At 62.4% G+C, this 20338-nt stretch carries 13 protein-coding genes; 5 read left to right on the top strand and 8 right to left on the bottom strand.

Going from position 1 to position 20338, the window contains the following annotated elements; translation table 11 throughout:
* Positions 1–16: 16 nt before the first annotated feature.
* From ISS99_RS06475 to ISS99_RS06450, 6 genes are all read right to left on the bottom strand, one after another.
* Positions 17–235, bottom strand: coding sequence for a hypothetical protein (locus ISS99_RS06475; RefSeq protein WP_204630787.1), 219 nt, complete (start codon positions 233–235; stop codon positions 17–19).
* A gap of 119 nt (positions 236–354) precedes the next feature.
* Complete coding sequence (locus ISS99_RS06470; protein WP_204630786.1) at positions 355–1689, bottom strand: hypothetical protein; 1335 nt, start codon at positions 1687–1689, stop codon at positions 355–357.
* 67 nt (positions 1690–1756) lie between these two features.
* Positions 1757–2323 carry a molybdopterin-dependent oxidoreductase gene (locus tag ISS99_RS06465; RefSeq protein ID WP_204630785.1) on the bottom strand — a complete coding sequence of 189 codons (567 nt, stop codon included), beginning with the start codon at positions 2321–2323 and terminating at the stop codon, positions 1757–1759.
* 103 nt (positions 2324–2426) lie between these two features.
* Positions 2427–3221, bottom strand: coding sequence for a TOBE domain-containing protein (locus tag ISS99_RS06460; protein WP_204630784.1), 795 nt, complete (start codon positions 3219–3221; stop codon positions 2427–2429).
* 391 nt (positions 3222–3612) lie between these two features.
* Positions 3613–5121 (bottom strand): hydroxymethylglutaryl-CoA synthase family protein, encoded by a 1509-nt coding sequence (locus ISS99_RS06455; RefSeq protein WP_204630783.1) that lies wholly within the window; start codon positions 5119–5121, stop codon positions 3613–3615.
* A gap of 328 nt (positions 5122–5449) precedes the next feature.
* Positions 5450–7069: an alpha-glucosidase family protein gene (locus tag ISS99_RS06450; protein WP_204630782.1), complete on the bottom strand. Its 1620-nt coding sequence runs from the start codon at positions 7067–7069 to the stop codon at positions 5450–5452.
* A 460-nt stretch (positions 7070–7529) separates the two neighbouring features.
* Here ISS99_RS06450 and ISS99_RS06445 point away from each other — a divergent pair, with 460 nt between their 5' ends.
* The 5 genes from ISS99_RS06445 to ISS99_RS06425 all read left to right on the top strand — a co-directional run bounded on the left by ISS99_RS06445 (position 7530) and on the right by ISS99_RS06425 (position 18566).
* Complete coding sequence (locus ISS99_RS06445) at positions 7530–10415, top strand: TonB-dependent receptor (protein ID WP_204630781.1); 2886 nt, start codon at positions 7530–7532, stop codon at positions 10413–10415.
* A gap of 228 nt (positions 10416–10643) precedes the next feature.
* Positions 10644–12203, top strand: a complete 1560-nt coding sequence (locus ISS99_RS06440; RefSeq protein WP_204630780.1) for an alpha-amylase family glycosyl hydrolase — start codon at positions 10644–10646, stop codon at positions 12201–12203.
* Positions 12204–12350: 147 nt separating this feature from the next.
* The gene (locus ISS99_RS06435) at positions 12351–14723 is read left to right on the top strand and encodes a TIM-barrel domain-containing protein (protein ID WP_204630779.1); all 2373 of its coding nucleotides are present in this window, start codon (positions 12351–12353) and stop codon (positions 14721–14723) included.
* A gap of 193 nt (positions 14724–14916) precedes the next feature.
* Positions 14917–17097, top strand: a complete 2181-nt coding sequence (locus ISS99_RS06430) for an alpha-L-rhamnosidase-related protein (RefSeq protein WP_204630778.1) — start codon at positions 14917–14919, stop codon at positions 17095–17097.
* On the top strand, positions 17094–18566 hold the full coding sequence (locus ISS99_RS06425) for an MFS transporter (protein WP_425490436.1): 1473 nt from the start codon (positions 17094–17096) through the stop codon (positions 18564–18566). The genes ISS99_RS06430 and ISS99_RS06425 overlap by 4 nt, the downstream gene beginning before the upstream one ends.
* On the opposite strand, the gene ISS99_RS06420 is transcribed toward ISS99_RS06425, so the two are convergent.
* Positions 18563–19852 carry an RNA polymerase sigma factor gene (locus tag ISS99_RS06420; RefSeq protein ID WP_204630777.1) on the bottom strand — a complete coding sequence of 430 codons (1290 nt, stop codon included), beginning with the start codon at positions 19850–19852 and terminating at the stop codon, positions 18563–18565. The two genes, ISS99_RS06425 and ISS99_RS06420, sit on opposite strands and share 4 nt — an antisense overlap.
* A gap of 52 nt (positions 19853–19904) precedes the next feature.
* Positions 19905–20318, bottom strand: coding sequence for a YciI family protein (locus ISS99_RS06415; RefSeq protein WP_239537756.1), 414 nt, complete (start codon positions 20316–20318; stop codon positions 19905–19907).
* Positions 20319–20338 lie beyond the last annotated feature (20 nt).

The following is a 20338-nucleotide window of genomic DNA, read 5'->3' as shown; positions in this document are numbered from 1 at the left end:
TAGCGGAGGCGAGCTGTCAGCGCTTGGAGAAGATGCCGCCCAATGCGAGCAATGCGCCTACCACGATGCCCGCAATGCCCATCCATTCCGGAAAGGCTTTCTGATGGGTGGCGGTGAGCTTGGCCGAGCCGAGCTGGAAGACGGTGTCGGTCTGGGTGTAGCCGCCGTGGCCGAAAACCACCCACAAGCCGCCGACCAGCAGCGCTACGCCGATGATGAAGAGGATGGCGCGCATGAAGAACTCCGCAAAATGATTGCGCCGATCATAGGCGCGAGATCCGATCGAGGGAAGGTGGCGAGGCATGCCTTCGCCGCGCTTCCTCAGCGGAATTTCATGATGGCCCGCAGCCTTTCCTAGAACTTGTAGTCGATCATCACGCGGTTATAGACGAAGGTCTGGTTGGTCGGGTTGAGATTGTCGATGCCGCCATTGGAGAGCTCCCAGCGGTCGCGCAAGGTCAGTCCGCGCAGATAGCCGTCCAGATGATAGATCACGTCGAAGTACAGATCGTGGCTGTGCCCGCGGTAATCGGTGAGGTACTTCGCATAGGCGGCCGTGAGTTCCAGCTTCTTGTCGAACAGGTCGTAGGTGAATTTGCCTTTCCATGCGCGACCGGGGCCGGCTTCGACCAGGCCGCGGATCATCGACGTGGTGAACAGCGGGTCGGTGCCGTAGTTGGTGGTGAAGGGCGAGATCAGCGCGCCGCCGCCCACCGCACCGTCTTCGCGTGCGAGCTTGTTGTAGTAAATGTCGAAGCGGCCGTTGGGGATCATCACGCCAAGGTCGCCGCCGATGGCCTGGCTTTTTACGCGATCACCGGCAATGCCGAACAGTTTGGTGTCGTTCTCGCTGAAGCGATTGTCAGAGCCGTAGTTCTGGCTGAGGTACTGCGCGCCGATTACCGGATCGAAGCCCGTGTCGGTGCGGAACACGTAGCTGTCTACGGTGTAGAAGGTACGCGCAAAGTTCATGAAATCGTAATAGCGCAATTGTGCGCTGAGGCCGCCGTTTACGTAGGTGGTGCCGCCTTCCCAGGTTCCCGGTGCCGTGCGTGCCTGGAGCGGCAATGAGCCATTGTTGCCGTACATCGAATCGCCGTCGAATTTCGACGGGTAATACAAGTTGTCGGGGTACATGCCGTAGGAGGTGCGACTCTTCCAGCTGTATTCGCGCACGGCGAACAGATTCCATCCGGTCAGCGGCGTGACCTGCACGAGCAAGGCGTTGTACGAGGAAGGGATGATGCGCGAATCGTTGTTGCCCATCCACGGGTCGTCGGCCAGGTATTGATAGCCGCCGCGAAACAGGAACATGTCGCGCTTGAATTGCAGGTAGGCCTGGCTGAAGGCGCCGATGGAGTTGTTGGGGCCGGCCAGCGTGGTATCGATCTTGGCCAGTTCGTCCGAATGCGTGCCCAGCGAGTTGGAGGTGACGAACGAACCGCCGATGCTGAAGCCGCCGAAGAAGGTGCCCGTTTGCGCGTTCACCAAGGCCGCGACAGAAAATGCGCTGGCGTTGGGCGTGGTCTTGCTGTCGTACCAACGGTTGAAGTTGTAGAGGCGCAGGTCGCCGTCGACGTGGCCGTCGGTGAAGATATTGTCCAGGCCGTAGCTATCGTCGGCTTGTGCCACGGCGCTGGTGGCGACCAGGCCTGTCGCGGCCAGGGCGATGATCCAATTCTTTCGCATGCAAGGCTCTCCCGGTGAATGGATGGCACATCACGTTCACTGTTGGCGCAGCAGTAAGGCGGGTGGATCAGGGTGTAGCGGTGCGGCTATCGATGACTTCGATGGTGGAGACGTCGTGAATCCAGCGCGCCGGACGCTTGTCGTTGGGCACGACCAGGCGAAACGGCCCGTTCTTGGCCAGCGGATGGCCATCCTGCGTATCGACCAGCAGCACCTGCTGGTTGCCGAGCATCGGGTCGAGTTCGCCCAGGCTGAAAACCACCTGGTAGTGATCGGTGGCGGTGACGCGCACGATGGTGGCCAGGCCGTGTCCGCGCAGGGACTCGCCACTTGGCGCGCCAGCACGCTGAAGAACATCCTCGAGATTCACGCCTTGCCAATGCGCAGGCGGTTCGTGATGGATGGCTGCTGTGTCGACGCTGGCGCGCGGCATCGCGGCCAACACGTGGCGATCGAGGATCATCGGCGGCTTGCCTTCCACCATCACGCGAATGCTGGCCGGGGTGGGAGCGGCCTGTGCGCGGACGAAGGAAACCGGCAACGCGAGCCCGAGCAGCAGGAAGGCGATTCCTGCCAGGTGCCGATACTGCTTGCTCCATCGCGGGATGGAGGTGCATCCACGACCCCAAAGCATCTGCTTGACGATCCCCGCGCCATTTGCAGGCGTTATGTAGTCGAGTATATGACGATTTTCGGGGGATAACCGTGACGAATGCCGGGCATTTTGCCGCGAAGCCTTAGCGACTCGTGCCGAGAATCACACTCGAAGCCTTGACGATGGCCATCACGGCCAGGCCTTCTTGCAACTCCAGCGCCGTCGCGCTTTCCACGGTGACCACGGCGCTCATCACGCTGCCGCCGGCCAGGCGGATGCGCACGTCCGCATTCACCGGTCCCAGCGTGACCTGGATGACCGTGCCGGGAAATTGATTGCGCGCGGACAGGCGCACGCGGTGATCGGGAAGCCCCACCAGCACCGAAGAGGCCTTGATCAGCGCGATCGCCTCGGTGCCCACTTCGAGGCCGAGATCGAGCGTGCTTTCGCTGGTGAGCGTGGCGACTACGCGTTCGCCGCCGGGCAGTTCCAGTTCGACGGTGTCGTTGATGACGCCTTTGCGTATCGCCACCACGCGGCCCGACAGCTGATTGCGTGCACTGGTGCGGAACATGAGGCTCCTTATCAGCGTGATGTCGGTGGCTGAAGCATCGGCCAGCGATTCGAAATGGGCGAGAAATTGCCGGTGCACGCTTTCGAGTGCGGCGAACGTTTCAATCAGGCGCTGACCGCGCTCGGTCAGGTGCGTGCCGCCGCCGCCCTTGCCGCCGGCAGCACGCATCACCAGGGGCTCGTCGGCCAGATTGTTCATGGCGTCGATCGCATCCCAGGCACCTTTGTAGCTCATGCCGACGGCGCGCGCGGCGGCGGTGATCGATCCGGTCTCGGCAATTTTCGCCAGCAGGGCGATGCGGTCGGCGCCGCCCAGGGTCTGGTCGCCGGATTGAAGCGAAAGCATGCCCTTGAGTTTGAACATGATGCGCGCGGCCCGTGGTTTGCGTGGCGAGCGGAGTCTAGAGCCTGTTAGCACTATTTTCGTAGCCCGCGTTGTCGTTGAGTGGCCGTCAGGTGGTAGTGCGCGGCACTGACTTGGCTGGCTGCCAAGCCGGTGTCGCGCGCTGCCGCATGGCGGCCACTCAACGGCAACCCTTCGGGCCGGGTCTGTTTGCCCGTCATCCTACGTCATCGCTCGGTCGTGTACGGACGTACACTCCCTCACTCTTCCTTGGCTGGCGCGCAAACAGCTCCCGGCGCGGGCCACGAAAATAGTGCTAACAGGCCCTAGCGAAAGGCGCCCGGGGCTGACACACCCCGGCGCATGGAGGGGCGTGTATGCCGGGACCGCCATGGCGGTCCCGGCCGGGGAATCAGGGCACGAACTCGTAGTAGTCCACGCCCAGATCCTGGAAGCTGGCTTCATAGGTGCTGCCAGTGCGCGCAATCTTGAACTGGTCGCTCGGCGGGCAATCCAGCACCACGTCGTGCTTGCCATCGTGCAGATCTTCGTATTGCTGCTGCGACAGGTCGGTGGCCGCGGCCAGGGATTTGCGGAAGCCGATCTTTCCAGCCGCCTCGCGCCAGTGCGGCACTGCTTTGAGCGGAATCGCCTCCGAAGCATCGCCGCTGCCGTAGCCGATGGCATAGAGCTTGGCGTTGGCCAGTTCCACGCCGTTTTCCAGCGCTTGCTCGAAACCGGCGGCAATCCAGGCCGGCAGTGCAGCGGTATACAGGTTGCCCAGCTCCATCGCCCAGTCGGTGCCCAGCTTTACGCGGGTGGCCAGCAACTGCTGGAAGGCGGGACTCTTGCGCACCACGCCGGACAGCTTGGTGGTCAACGGATGCGGCTCCTGCGCAGCGTCGGCGCCGGCGCCGAGGCGCACGAATTCGCCGAACAGGTCCGGCTTGTTGCGGCATTCTTCGACCACGCCTTCGGGCGAGACGCCCCCCTGTCCGCACAAGGCCTGGAATTCGGCGTTGGGCTGCGGTGCACGAGCCAGGGCGCGGGCGTAAATGAAGGCCAGCGCCTGCAGCGGCATCATGTGGTACGGACGGTGGAAGAACAGGCCCTCGGCGCCGTTGATGAAATCGAGGTCGGAGATGCCCAGGCGTTCGAGCATCGCATCCACGGCCTGGCCGGTTTCGTCGAGATAGGCGAAGGTGGAGTATTTGCCGCTGAATACCGGGAAATCGTGCGCGCGCTTGCTGCGCTGGCCATAGTCCTGGTCGAAATGGCGGGCGAACGGCTTGCGGAAATCCGGGCCGCGATAATCCGAGGCGCTGCCGGCGTGGGCCAGGTCCACCTCGAACAGCTTGGGATCGGCTTCCACCAGCATGGCCACCGCACCGGCCCCCTGGGTCTGCTCGCCGCTGGAGCCACGCTCGTATTCGGCGATATCGCTGCACACCACAATCGCCTGCTTGCCCTTGGCGTCGAAAGCAACGTAGCGCAGCGCGCTCTTGAGCGCATACACGCCACCAAGGCAGGCATGCTTGAACTCGGGCACCTCGAGCTGGCGCGACAGTCGCGGGAGGCCCATGCGTTGCAGTTCGCGATCAACCATGCCGCGCACGATCACCGCGCCGGCGGAATTGTCTTTGCTGCTTTCGGTACCGAGTGCCAGCTGCCCGATGTTGCGCGGATCGAGGTTGTATTGGCGAATCAGGCGCAGCACGGCCGTGGCCGCCATGGTGTACGCGTCTTCATACGGGGCGGGCCGGCGGAAGCTGCGACCGACCACGGCTTGCACCTTGTCCCAGGAATTGCCGGTCCATTCGCACCAGGCCTGCAGGGGGACGCGGGGCTGGGGGACATACAGGCTCATGCCGCTGACGCCGGGGTTGCGTTGCTGTGCTGCCGTCTCGTTCGCTGTGTTCAAAACCTGTGTTCCTCGGTAATTGCGGGGGCGACGCCGGCGCCCTCACGACCTTAAGCCCTGCACGCGTTGGCGTGCACGATACGTGGCCGTGGGGGAGCGCGTCGTATGCCGGATTTCAGGGTCGCAGTCGGCCGTCGAAAACCGTCCGATGGGGGATCATGCGGTGCGCCCTGCCGGAACTACAGGATTTTAACCCTTCTTTCCCGCTGGGGGCGACAGGGTTGCTGAGGAGGCGTAAGTGTTTGCTTTGGCAATATTTGCCGGCGGTCGGGCCAGTTGCCGTGGATGGGACGTCTAAACGTCCGTCCCATTCAAAAATCCGGTGGATTCAGGCGAGCCGCGCGAACAGCACGCCGTGCCCCGGCAATTGCAGTATGCCGTCGGCCAGCGTCCCCTGCGGCAGGCCATGGCCTTCCAGCGGTGGCAACGCAGCGCCTTCCACCGACAGGCTCAGCGACTGCGAATGCTTGCCCAGGTTGAAAGCCGCCAATACCCGTTCGCCAGCGTGCTCGCGCACGAACGCCAGCACCGGCTCCGGTGCATCGAGAAAGCGGATGCTGCCCAGACGCAGCGCGGGTTGCGTGGCGCGCCACTGCATGAAACGGCGGAAACCGTGAAGTACCGATTCCGGATCGGCTTCCTGTCGCGCCACGGTGAGCAGCTTGTGCGCTTCGTCGATCGGCAGCCACGGCATGGCCGTGCTGAAACCTGCGTGGGGATTGTCGTCCCATGGCATGGGTGTGCGGCAACCGTCGCGGCCTTTGAAGTTCGGCCAGAACGTGATGCCGTAGGGGTCGCGCAGGGACTCGAACGGCACCTCCGCTTCGGTCAGGCCAAGCTCTTCGCCTTGGTAGACGCAGACCGACCCGCGCAACGAGCACAGCATGGCGGTAAGCAGGTTGGCCAACCGCGGCGAGGCGCTGCCGTTGCCCCAGCGGGTGAGTACGCGTTCCACGTCGTGGTTGGAGATGGCCCAGCACGGCCAGCCTTCGTCGACCTGCGCCTCGAGCTGCTCAACCGTGTGGCGGATATACGACGCGCTGAAGTCGCTGCTGAGCAACTCGAAGCTGTAGCCCATGTGCAGGCGGCCGCTGCGCGTGTATTCCGCCATGGTGGCGAGCGAATCCTCGGAAGAGATTTCACCCAGCGTCACGGCGGCCGGATGGCGATCGAGCAGGCTGCGCAGCTCGCCCAGGAACGGCAGATTTTCCGGTTGCGTGTTGTTGTAGTGGTGATACTGGAATGCGTACGGATTGTCCGGGCTGAAGCCGCGACCTACGCGCTTTTCCTTCGGCTTGGGCGGGTTGTCGCGCAGCAACGGGTCGTGGAAGCAGAAATTGATCGCATCCAGGCGAAAGCCGTCGACGCCTTTTTCCAGCCAGAAACGCACGTTATCCAGGGTTGCGGCGCGCACTTCCGGATGATGGAAATTCAGATCCGGCTGCGATGCCAGGAAGTTGTGCAGGTAATACTGGCCGCGGCGCGGCTCCCACTGCCAGGCGGAACCGCCGAACAGCGACAGCCAGTTGTTCGGCGCGCTGCCGTCTGGCTTGGCATCCGCCCACACGTACCAGTCGGCCTTGGGGTTGTCCTGGCTTTCGCGGCTTTCCTTGAACCAGGCATGCTGGTCGGAAGTATGGCTGAGCACCTGGTCGATCATCACTTTCAGGCCAAGGCCGTGCGCCTTGGCCAGCAGGCGATCGAAGTCGTCGAGCGTGCCGAACAGCGGATCGACGTCGCGATAGTCGGCAATGTCATAGCCAAAATCGGCCATCGGTGAGCGGAAAAACGGTGCAACCCAGATCGCATCGACACCCAGGCTGGCGACATAGTCCAGCCGTTGGATGATGCCGGGCAGGTCGCCCACACCATCGCCGTTGGTGTCGAGGAAACTGCGTGGATATATCTGGTAGATGACGGCGCCGCGCCACCAGGATGCATCGATCATTGAAAACCCCGCCTGTAGGCGCAGAACTTCCATAGCCCTGCGCTGCGAACGGTGTGCAGCTTAGCCTTTGGGTTGCGTCGGATCGCAGGGCCCTGCATACGTATTCATTCGTGCTGCGCATGCGTCATTGCATCGATGCAAATACGCGGAGCTGCGTTGCGCACAACTTTGTTTTGGTTTGATGAAAATGCTAAAATTAAGCACTTTTTTGCGCCATTCAGGGCGCCGCTGCGAGTTCGGCCGGGCGTTATGTTGCATTGCGATAAGCAGCTCCGGGGGCTTGTTATGAATACGTATGCACGATGTGGTTTGCGCTGAAATGCGCGCCCTACCATCCACTCACGCCGATGGCAGTGCCACGTGCGTGCAGGGCAACCCGCTTGCACCAAGCGCGGAAACGGACCTCCGGCGATCAAGAACGACGCAATAACCAATTATTTTTTGGGGGAGGGGAGTAATCGTGAAACTCAAGCGTAATGTGCTTGCCGTGGCATTGGCGTCCGGCCTTTGCATGGCTTTTGGTGTGCAGGTTGCCGCTGCACAGACCACCACGCAGCAGACGGGTACCAACACAACGGGTACCAGCACGACCAGCACCACCAGCGCAAACCAGACCAGCGGCAGCCCGAAGAGCCAGCAGCAATTGGCCAAGAGCCTGTCCACGGTGACGGTGACCGGCTTCAACGGCAGCGTGGAAAAGTCGATCGACTACCAGCGCTACGCCGATACCATCCAGAACGTGGTGACGGCGGCCGACATCGGCGGCCTGCCCGATCAGTCCATTGCGGACTCGCTCACGCATCTGCCCGGCGTTTCCGCCGAGCGCATCGCCGGCCAGGCTTCGCAGATCAATATCCGCGGTCTGTCGGGCGACTTCATTCTCACCACGCTCGACGGCCGCGAGCAGCCGTCGACCACTGGTACCAACTACACCGCGTTCGATCAGTACCCCTCGGAACTGATCAACATGGCGACGGTGTACAAATCCTCGCAGGCATCGCTGATCGAAGGCGGCGTGGCCGGCACCATCGCCATGGAGACGGCCAATCCGCTGGAAAACACCAAGGACCAGACGCTCAATGTCGATGCGCGCGGCAGCTGGGACGGCCAGGCCAACGACGTGCCGCGTGCCGATCCGCTCGGCTATCGCCTGAGCGTGGCGTATCAAGGCAAGTTCCTCGACAACACCTTGGGCGTGGGCGTGGGTTTTGCCCAGATGTATCAGCCGCACGTCGCTGAGCAGTTCGTGGGCGAGGCTTCCGACGGCGGTCTCTACCAGCTCAACAAGAACAGCCCGCAGCAGGCATACCTGCCCGAGGGTGTGCAGGTCCAGCAGAACGGCGGCGAAGAGCGCCGTACCGGCTACCTGGGTACCGTGGCGTGGAAGCCGACCGACGAACTGCAACTGACTGCCGACACGTTCTTCTCGAAGTTCGACAACTCGTCGTACGGTTACGGCATGCGTTCGCAGAACTACTACCAGAACAATACGCAGGTCACCGATCCGGTGTTCAGCTCGTTGGGTACGGTGATCGGCGGAACGGTGACCTCCAACTCGCCGGCCCAGGGCGGTCAGTTTTCCAATGAGACCACGCTGGACAACTACACCACGGACACCACGATCTTTTCCGGCGGCCTCAACCTGAAGTGGAACCACGGCAATTGGCACGTCGAATCCGACCTGTCGCTGTCGCATGCATCGAGCAACGAGATCAACGTCGACGCCACCGCCGATCCGTACACCGGCCTGGGTACCAGCAATCCGCAGTTGATGTCGCAGAGTGCGAACTTCCTGCTGGCCGGACGTTCCATCGGCAATTTCTCCGTCGCCAACCCGGGCCTCTACACCAACCTCAATGACATGGGTTTGTCGCGTTACGGTGTATACCCGTACATCTATCACGACAAGGACAAGGCCTTCCGCACCAGTGTGCAGTACGACCTGCCGAACAACCCGGTGTTCTCGGCGATCGAGGCGGGTGTCTACGCGAACAACCACGGGTACGAAGCTGACCGCTCGGTCTATGTGTACGGTTCGGAATGGAATACCTCGCCTAGTACAACCAATCCTGAGCCGCCGTTGACCATACCGGCTGCCGACGCGCAGGTAACGTGCTGGAAGGGCAAGTTCAGTGGCTTCCCCTGCTTCCTCACGCTCAATGGTCCCGCGATTCTCGCTTCACATGGCATTGTGGCCAATCCGGTGAAGAACATCACCGATCAAAGCTGGTCGGAAATCCAAAGCGGTTCGGTGGATGAGCGTACGCGTGACCTGTTCCTGATGGGTGACATTGACTCGCAGCTGTTCGATCACGAACTCACCGGCAATGTCGGCGTGCGCGTGTCGCGCCAGTCGCAGTATGCGTATGGCCTGCAACAGGTCGGCAACGGCGAAGGCATCCTGATCGTCGACGGCAACGGCAACAGCAGTACCGATTACGCGCCGCTCAAGATGGGCAAGACCTATACCGACTACCTGCCGTCGCTCAACCTGGCTTACCACCTGACCGACAACGACCAGGTGCGCTTCTCGGCTTCGAAGGTGCTATCGCGTCCGCCGATCAACACCATGCTGGCGGGTGCGGGTTCCTGGGTCAGCGATGGTCAATACAACGTGTGGGGTGGCACCAGTCCGCTGCTGCAGCCGCTGCGCGCCACGGCGTTCGATACGGACTACGAGCATTACTTCGATGATTCCACCGGTGCGGTGACGGCCGGCGTGTTCTTCAAGAAAGTGGATTCGTTCGTTCAGAACGTCACCTACAACAACTTCGACTTCGCTTCGATCGGCATCACGGTGCCCACCAATCCGGCGACCGGCAAGCCTTACGCCAACGGCGAGTATCAGACCTCCTACAACGCCAAGGGCGGTGACGTGCGCGGTCTCGAGGCGTCGGTCACCAAGACGCACTTCCTGCCGGGTATCTGGTCGGGCCTGGGCTTCGACGCCAACCTCGCGCTTACCAACAGCAACGTGCACAACCCGACCAACCTGGCCGGTCCCACCACGTACATCGGTCTGCCTGGCTTGTCCAGGCGCGTGGCCAGCGCGGCGGTGTTCTACGACAACGGCATCTTCTCCGCACGCTTGTCGGCAAATTATCGCTCATCGTTCCTCTCCAATACGCAGATCGCGGTCACCAACCAGCTCGCGACCTTTGCTTCGGAGACGGTGTACGACTTCCAGGCGTCGTACAACATCACCAAGCAGATCAGCATCGTTTATCAGATGCTCAACCTGAGCAACCAGCCGACGCGAACCTATTTCGGCGGCAGCCCGCAGCAGACCGGTACCATCCAGTATTTCGGCCGCACCAGCTATCTCGGCTTTGATCTGAAGTTGTAACCCAGCCGCGCCGGGCATCGTCCAGCCGATGCCCGGCGCACTCCCCTTACCCGGCTTCCTGGACGATCGGGAAGCCGGGTTCTTTTATTTCAGTTCCGGCTGGGGTTGGCGGCTTGGGTGCATCGATGCGATGGCCAGGCCGGCGTGGGTATCGTGCAGAACCCTGCAAGCCTATCCTCGGCGGGCGACTGCGTCACAGCGGCAACGCTCCGTCCCCGGGAGGCCATCATGCCAAGGTTTTACGCCGTACTTCGTTGCGCCGCGGTTTTCGCGGCAACGCTACTGTGGTCCGCTACTTCGCTTGCCGCGCAAAATGTGGCGGCCGCACCGCAATCTTCCGGTGTCTATTACGAAATTTTCGTCCGCGCGTTCTACGACACCAATGGCGATGGCGTAGGCGATCTCAATGGTGTGACTGCCAAGCTCGACTACATCAAGTCGCTGGGGGTCAGCGGCATCTGGCTGATGCCGATCAATCCGTCGCCGACCTATCACGGTTACGACATCACCGATTACGAAGGCATCAATCCGCAGTACGGCACGATGCAGGACTTCAAGCACCTGCTCGATGAAGCGCACAAGCGCGGCATCAAGGTCATCATGGACATGGTGATCAACCACACCAGCGACCAGCATCCGTGGTTCAAGGCTGCACAGAACCCGAAGGATCCGCACCACGACTGGTATGTGTGGGCCAAGCCCGGCAGCGATCTGAAGGCGATCAGCGCCACCGGCGGCCCGGCCTGGCATCGCGCACCGAACGGCCAGTATTACGTGGGCGTATTCACCGGTGCGATGCCGGATCTCAATTACGACAATCCCGCCGTGCGCAAGGAAATGATCGATGTGGGCCGGTTTTGGCTGCGCGATGGTGTGGACGGGTTCCGTCTCGATGCCGCCCAGCACATCTACGACGATCTGCGCACGGACATTGACAGCCCGGTTGCATTGAAGAAGAACATTGCCTGGTGGACCGAGTACCGCCGAGGCTTGCAGGCGGTCGATCCGAACGTGTGGCTGGTTGGCGAAGTGGCGCGGCACGATCCTGACGACCTGACGCCCTACCTGGGCCCGTTGAATACCGTGTTCAATTTTCCGGTGGCAAGCCAGTTGATCGAAAGCGTGCGCCAGGAACGCAATCTCGGCATCGGCAAAGGGCTTCAGTACAGCTACGCGGCTTATCGTGCGCACACCGACGGACAGTTCGACGACGCACCGTTCCTGTCCAATCACGACCAGGATCGTGTGATGAGCCAGCTCGAGGACAACGCGGCGCACGTGCGCCTGGCGGCTGCCTTGTTGTTGACTCTTCCCGGACATCCCTTCATCTATTACGGCGAAGAGCTGGGCATGCAGGGTGCCAAGCCCGACGAAGATATCCGCGAGCCGATGCGTTGGTATCGCGCAGGCAAAGGACCCGGCGTGGCGCAATGGAAGCCATGGAGCACCAGTGACGGCCCGGATGTGTCGGTGGAAGCGGAGCAGGCCGATCCGGATTCGCTGCTCAATCTGTATCGCAAGCTGATCGGCTGGCGCGAGCAAGTAGGTGCGTTGCGCGACGGTGTTCTGCGCAATGTGCCGATGGATGATCCGCACGTGCTCGCCTATACCTTGCAGGATGCGCACTCGCGCGTGCTGGTGGTGCATAACCTTTCGCGCGATGCGCGCGAGGTTCCCTTGGATGAGAGTGCGGGTGTCACCAAGGTACTGCTGCAAAGCAAGACAGGTGTGACACTGGCTCCCGGCAAGCTCGGGCTTCCGCCTTACGGCACCGCGATCCTGCAATAAAGCTCGATGATGCAGAGCCATTTTTAGCCGTCCATTGCCCCCTTTGTCACGAGACTGGGGTTATAGTCGGGCGATCCCGCGGCCGCACATCGGCCGCGGACTTGCAATGAAGCGTTCAAAATCCTGTATCGAAAGAAGGACGGTGGGATGACGACACTGCCGAATCTGGCCATTTGCGGTTTGTTGTTCGCGGCCGCTCTACCCGCCCAGGCAGGTCCCGTCGACAGCGGCGGCACGAGCTTTCAACTCGAACACGTCGATGCGCAGGGCGTGCGGCTGGTGCGTGGCAAGGACCGGGTTACGTTGAGCTTTCCCGCGCCGAACATCGTGCAGATTCACGGCATGCCACAGGGTTTCGATTCGCCCGCGGGCATTGTGATGGACCCACACGCCAGCCACGACACCGTTTCCGATCTGCACGTCAGCAAAAACGCAGACAGCACGACCTGGGCGACCCATGATCTGGCCGTGACCTGGGATAGCCGCACGCAGCACCTCACCGTGGCAGACAGCCAGGGCCACACCCTGTTGCAGGCCGATCCGGCCAGCCTCATCGCCGGTCGGATCGATTTGCAACACGATGCTTCCGATACGTTTTACGGTATCGGCGGCTTCGACGCTTTCGAACCGGCCACCGGCGGAGTAACTCGCACCGGCGTGCAAATTGCCAAGGCGGGCGAGCAGGGCTACCCCGGCGGGCCATTCGTATGGAGCACGCGCGGCTATGGTGTGCTGGTGGATGCGATCGGCGCCAAGTTCGATCTGGCCGGCCAGCACATTCTGGTCAGCGGCTTCAGTCATCCGGATATCAGCTACGACGTCATCGCCGGCACACCGCCGGAAATCTTCAAGGGACTCGCCGATCTCAGCGGCGCGCCCCCGATGTTCCCGAAATGGTCCATGGGCTTTACCAACAGCCAATGGGGCAGCGACGAGCAGGAACTGCTGAAGATCGTGCACGGCTACCGCGAGCGGCACATCCCGATCGACAACTTCACCTTCGATTTCGACTGGAAAGCCTGGGGCGACGACAACTACGGCGAATTCCGCTGGAACGCCAAGAAGTTTCCGGACGGCCCCAGCGGCAAGCTGAAACAGATGATGGATCAGCTCGGCATGCACATGACCGGCATCATGAAGCCGCGCATCCACGTCGATACCGTGGAAGGGCGTTATGCCGAGGCGCATGGCTACTGGGTAACCAACCGGCCGCAGAACACCGATTATTTCTCGCTCAAACCGGTACGCGAACTGGATTTCGATCAACCGGTGGTGCGCAGGTGGTTCTTCAACGACGCCTTGAAGCATTCGTTCGATACCGGGATTGTCGGCTGGTGGAACGACGAAGCGGACGATACCAACAGCGATACCCAGTTTCTCAACATGCAGCGGGCGCTGTACGACGGACAGCGCGCCTATTCGCCGATCCGCGTGTGGTCGATCAACCGCGACTTCTACCTTGGTTCGCAGCGTTACGCCTACGGCCTGTGGTCGGGCGACATCGACACGGGATTCGACAGCATGGCTGCGCAACGCCAGCGCATGCTCAGCGCGATCGACGTGGGTGAAATGAAGTGGGGCATGGACGGCGGCGGATTCAAGGGCCATCCGGACGACGAAAACTATGCGCGGTGGATCGAGTTTGCCGCCTTCGTGCCGATTTTTCGCGTCCACGGTACCTACGGCGAAAAGCGCCAGCCCTGGCTGTACGGCGCCGTTGCCGAAAAGGCGGCCACCGACGCCATGCGCCTGCGCTATGCGCTGATTCCCTATATCTACAGCTACGAACGTTCCGCGACCACGCAGGGCGTGGGCCTGGTGCGGCCGTTATTCTTCGAGTATCCCGACGATCCGCAGGTGCGCGATGACGTCGATGCCTGGATGTTCGGCGAGGGATTGCTGGTGGCGCCGGTCGTCGCCAAGGGCCAGGCCGAGAAGGATATCTACCTGCCCGAAGGACAATGGATCGACTACTTCAAGGGCACCGTGTATCAAGGCGGGCAGACCATCCACTATGCCGTGGACAACAAGAGCTGGGCCGATATCCCGCTGTTTATCCGCGAGGGAGCGATCATTCCCACGCAGCCGCCGATGGACTATGTCGGCGAGCATCCGGTGACGCAGTTGACGGTCGACGTCTTTCCCGCCGAGCACGCGACCCACTTCGACTATTACGACGACGATGGCGGCACCTATGCCTATGAGCGCGGTGTGTTCTTCTCGCAGCGGTTGAGCACGCAGCGCAGCGCAGATGGCGCGATATTTGCCGCCGGAACGGCGCACGGTAGCTTCAAGCCGGCGCTGAAGTATTACCTGGTGCGGTTGCATGGCGTGGCCGCTGGCAGTGTGACTGCCGGTAGGCAGGCGTTGAAGTCTTATGCAGACGCTGCGGCCTTGGACGGCGCGAAGGGCGAAGGCTGGGCAGTTGGCCATGATCGCTATGGCAGCGTAACCTTGGTGAGGTTGACTGCCGGCCAGGCACGCGAGCTGAGTTTGCACGCGGCCGCGGCGGCGCACTGACGCGCCGCTCCCTGTGCCCGGATGGGCACGCGGATGATGAATGAATACGTATGCACGGAGCTGCAGGCACGCGATCGCGTGCCTACCATGCGGGATTGCCCGTGCGGCACGGTGATACCGCATGGATGCACGGGGTGGGTGGCGGGTGATTCGAGATCGATGGCTTGCCAATGATTTTTGAGGCGGAGTGGGCATGCTAAGTGTGATGATGATGGCCGCGCTGGCTGCGGCAGCGGGTGCTGGCAGCGGCACCGATTCGATCGCCTGGCATGGGCAGCAGGCGCAGGTGACGGCGTCTGCTGATGGCGGCTTCAGCTTGAGCGGTCCTTTTGGAAAGCGTGACATTCCCGTGCAGCGCATGCGCACGGATACCGCCAGCCCGATGTTCGACGGGCTGTTCGCCATGGCCCAGGACGATCTCAAACAGGACTCGGTCAGCGAGATCCGCGACGACGCGTTCGATCATGGCCAGCCGGTGCACTGCGCGTGTTTTCAGACAGGCGCCAAATGGCCGTATGTGTGGACCCGCGATCTTTCCTATTCGATCGATCTGGGCTTGTGGAGGCTGGACCCGCAGCGCGCACGCGACAGTCTTCGCTTCAAGCTCTCGGACGTACGTGATCCCAAGCTGCCGCAAGGCCTGTATGTGATGCAGGACACGGGCTCCGGCGGCAGTTGGCCGATCAGTACCGACCGCGTGGTGTGGTTCCTGGGTGCGCAGCACCTGCTGGACGATAAAGCTTTCGCCGATGACGTCTATCGCGCGTTGAACGACACGCTGGCTCAGGATCGCCTGTATGCGTTCGATCCCGATTTCGGGTTGTACCGCGGCGAGACATCCTTTCTCGATTGGCGCGAACAGACCTATCCGGCCTGGACGGCAGACAACGTCGTGTTCATTGCCCAGTCGTTCGCACTATCCACCAACGTATTGCATTACCAGGCGTTGCAACTGGCTTCGCGCCTGGCCATCGAACACGGCGACAGCGCCACGTCGAAAGGCTATGCGGAGCAGGCGGCTGCACTGAAGGCCGCGATCAATGCGCGCTTCTGGCGCACGGATCGCGGTATGTACATGAGCTACATCGGCGGCAACGCGGCGCCTTACGACACCTACGATCTGCTCGGTACCGCGTTGGCGATCACCAGCGGCGTCGCCGAGGGTGGGCGCGCCCGCGAAGCCTTGGCCAACTATCCCACCTGGCCTGCGGGCAGTCCGGTGATCTGGCCGGAGCGACCGGATCAACCCATTTACCACAATCGCGCGATCTGGCCCTTTGTCAGCGCCTATGCGCTGCGCGCAGCACGCATGGTGAATGATCCGGCACGGATCGCGCACGAACTTCGGTCCATCATGCGTGGTGCGGCGCTGTCGGGCTCCAATATGGAGAACTACGAGCTGATCACGCAGTCCACCCACGTTGATGACGGCAAGCTCAGTGGACCGGTGGTTGATTCGCCGCGCCAGCTGTGGTCGGTGGCGGCATATCTGGATGTGGTCAGCGAAGGTGTTTTCGGCCTCGAAGCGGATGGCCGGGTGGAACCGAAGCTGCCGGTCTTGCTGGTGCCGATGCTGTTCGGAAAGCGCGACAGCATCAGCCTGCAAATGCCCGATCGCAGCATCACCTTGCGCCTGCCGCGCGATGTGAGCGGCAACCTGCTGGTGGCGGGAAAGACTGTCCAGCGTGGCTCGGAAACGCTGGTTACGCTCAAGGCGCTCGACGTGCCGGCAACCACGTTGCGCAAAGATGCGCCGCTCTACGCCCCCAAGCCGCCGGAAGCCCCCAGTGTCGCGGCCGACGACAAAGGTTGGCGGGTGCAAGTGGATGGCAAGGTGGTGTTGTATGCGGACGGCCAGCGCATGGGCAACATCGATGGTGAAACGTACATCGCGCAGGGTGGGAAGCCGCCTTGCGTGAGCGCTACGCGCAAGGGGCCGCACGGCCTGGAGTCGTTGCACAGTCCCATCGTCTGCGCCGGAGAACCCACCGATATCGGTACCGACTGGCCGCGCTCCTGGACTGCACCGGCGGGCGGCCGTTATCGCGTGGCGCTGCGCTATGAAAACAATCACGGTCCGGTCAATACCGGCGTCACTGCCGCCGTGAAAATGCTGGTTATGAGCTGCAACGACGACACCTTGCAGCGCGTGCCGATCGTGATGCCGCACAGTGTTGGCGAGCAACTTTCCAGCTACGGCATCGTCACGCTCAAAGGCAGCGCGCAATGCAGCTTTGATTTGCAACAGGGTTTCAACATGAGCGACCTCGGCCACTTTGCCCACTACACCAACGGCAAGGGCGGTGCGGATGGCCCGCTCAACGATGCTCGCATCGGCGATCTGCTCATCGCGCCGACGGCGAGGACGCCATGATGCACAAGCCGCGGCTGACGTTCTGGCAGATATGGAATACGTGTTTTGGTTTTCTCGGCATCCAGTTCGCTTTTGGTTTACAGAACGCCAACGTCAGCCGCATCTTCCAGACCTTGGGTGCGTCGGTCGGTGACATTCCCGTGCTGTGGATGGCCGCACCGTTCACTGGCCTGATCGTGCAGCCCTTGATCGGCTATGCCTCCGATCGCACCTGGGGCAGGCTGGGGCGTCGACGCCCGTATTTTCTCGCTGGCGCGGTGCTTACCACGCTGGCGCTGTTGTGGATGCCCAACTCCGGTGCGCTTTGGATAGCGGCAACGTTGCTGTGGATGATGGATGCGTCTATCAACGTATCGATGGAGCCCTTCCGCGCCTTCGTGGGCGATCAGCTGCCGACGGCGCAGCGCCCGCTGGGCTATGCGATGCAGAGCTTCTTCATCGGCGTAGGAGCGGTGGTGGCGTCGCTGTTGCCGTATCTGCTTGCCAGGCTTGGCGTGAGCAACGTAGCGGGGCCGGGCAGCATTCCCGATACGGTGCGCGATGCGTTCTATATCGGCGGCGCGGTGCTGCTGGGTTCCGTACTGTGGACGGTCTGTTCCACGCGCGAATACCCGCCCGAGCAACTGCACGCTTTCGCTGACGACGTGGCCGCTTGCGAAACGAGCGTGAATCGGAGCAGCGCCTTGCGGCATGGCCTGTTGTGGTCGATGGCGGGTGTCATCGGCGCCGCGCTGGTCCACGTTTACGCATTGGACAAACAGCTTTATCTGCTGGCCGCAGGCCTGGTGGCATTCGGCTTATCCCAACTGTGGTTGAGCGTAAGCCGTGGCAACGGCATGTTTACGCAGGTGATGGCCGATCTTCACGTCATGCCGCAGGCGATGCGCCAGCTGGCCTGGGTGCAGTTTTTTTCGTGGTTCGCCATGTTCGCGATGTGGATCTATACGACCGCCGGCGTGGCACAGGTGCATTTCGGCAGCACCGACCCGCAGTCGCAGGCTTATAACGATGGCGCGAACTGGGTGGGCGTATTGTTCGGTGCCTACAACGGCTTTGCGGCGCTGGCGGCACTGGTGATTCCGCTGATGGTGCGGCGCTGGGGGCTGCGCATCAGCCACCTGGTGAACCTGTGGCTGGGTGGTGCGGGGCTGGTGGCTTTCCTGCTGATTCGCGATCCGCACTGGCTGTTGCTGCCGATGGTCGGCGTAGGCATTGCATGGGCTTCGATTCTTTCGTTGCCGTATGCGCTGTTGTCGGACAATCTGCCGGCCGAGAAGATGGGCGTATACATGGGCATCTTCAATTTCTTCATCGTGATTCCGCAGTTGCTGGCAGCCAGTGTGCTGGGCGTGCTGTTGCGCGTGTTTTTTCACGGCCAGCCGATCTACGCATTAGTGTTGGGCGGCATCAGCTTGCTGGTGGCGGGACTGGCGGTGCTGCGCGTCAATGAGCCGGCTGCCGGCGCTTAGAAGGGCTGCTGCGCAGAGCGCGATGCTTCGGCGCACGCTGCGGCGCGTTGCTCGAGCAGACTGCGTTCCCGCACATTGCGCGCCAGCGTTGCGGCGCGCTCAAATTCCCCGCGCGCCTCGTCGTGGCGTTGCAGGCGGCTGAGCAAATCGCCGCGCACGCTGGGCAGCAAGTGATAGTTGCGCAATAGTGGTTCGTCGGCCAGCTGATCCACCAGGGCCAGGCCTGCTTCCGGTCCGGACGCCATGGCGACGGCCACGGCACGGTTGAGTTCCACCACCGGCGAAGGCATGACGCGCGCCAAGGCGGCATAGAGAGTGGCGATGCGCGCCCACTCCGTTTGCTCTGCGCTGCGCGCGCGCGCGTGGCACGCGGCAATGGCGGCCTGCAGTGCATAGGGGCCGTTGGCGCCGCCCAGTTTTTCGATGCGATCCAGTGCGGACAGTCCGCGCCGGATCAGCAGCGGGTCCCAGCGGCTGCGATCCTGGTCCGGCAGCAGAATCGGCTCGCCGCTGGCCGTGGTGCGAGCACGCAGGCGCGACGCCTGGATTTCCATGAGAGCAAGCAAGCCAAGCACTTCCGGTTCCTGCGGTGCGAGACCGGCAAGCACGCGCCCCAGGCGCATCGCTTCGTTGCACAGCTCCGGACGCGTCCAATCGTCGCCGGAGGTGGCGGCATAGCCTTCGTTGAAGATCAGGTAAAGCACTTCGAGTACGGATGCCAGGCGCTCGTCGCGTTCTTCGCCGCGCGGAACCTCGAACGGAATCTGCTTTTCCGCCAGCGTGCGCTTGGCGCGGACGATGCGTTGCGCGACGGTGGGTTCGGGCACCAGGAAGGCGCGTGCGATTTCGTCGGTGGTCAGGCCGCCGAGCAGGCGCAGGGTGAGTGCAGCGCGCGCCTCGGCCGAAAGCACCGGATGGCAGGCGGTGAAGATCAACCGCAACAGGTCGTCGCCGATATCGTCATCGAGCATGGTTTCCAGCTCCAGCCGTTCGTCCGTGGGTCCGAACTCCGGTTCGTGGGAGAGGCTTTCATGCTTGCGTTCGATCAGCTTCCGGCGTCGCAACTGGTCGATGGCGCGGTGTTTGGCCGCCGTCATCAGCCAGGCACCCGGGTTGTCCGGGATGCCGCTTTCGGGCCAGCGCTCCAGCGCGGTGACCAGCGCGTCTTGTGCCAGCTCCTCGGCCAGGCCCACGTCGCGCACCATGCGTGCGAGACCTGCAATGAGCCGCGCCGATTCGATGCGCCAGACTGCGTCGATCGCGCGATGGATGTCGGTGGCCGTCATGGCCACCGATCACAGCACTTGCCCGGACCCAACGCAAGGGACGAAAGACGCATCATCCGGCCGACTGTCCCAACTCGCCGAAGCCTTCCGCTGCCTTGCGCACTTCGGGCGGGAAATCGGCCGCTTCGAAAACCTGGCGCACCTCGACCGTGTCGCCGGCCGCGAGTGGGCAACGGGATGCCCAGGTCACGGCTTCTTCACGCGAGCTGACGTCGATCATCCAGTAGCCGCCGACCACTTCCTTGGTTTCCGCAAACGGGCCATCGGCAACTTTCACCTTTCCGTTCACCAGGCTTACGCGGACACCGGCAGAAGGCGGATGGAGTCCGTCGAGTGCGAGCAGTACGCCGGCTTCTTGCAGCGACCGGTTGAAACGCATCATGCTCTCCACCGCGTCCTTGCTCGGCCTGGCATCGGGCGGGGCCTGGCCATGGCCGGCGGGCAGCATCAGCATCATGAAACGCATGGCTATCTCCTGGGCGCGCG

The organism is Dyella mobilis (assembly GCF_016904945.1).
Classification (GTDB): Bacteria; Pseudomonadota; Gammaproteobacteria; order Xanthomonadales; family Rhodanobacteraceae; genus Dyella_B; species Dyella_B mobilis.
Note: the sequence above shows the minus strand (reverse complement) of the source record. Positions and strands in the feature narration are given on the sequence as shown.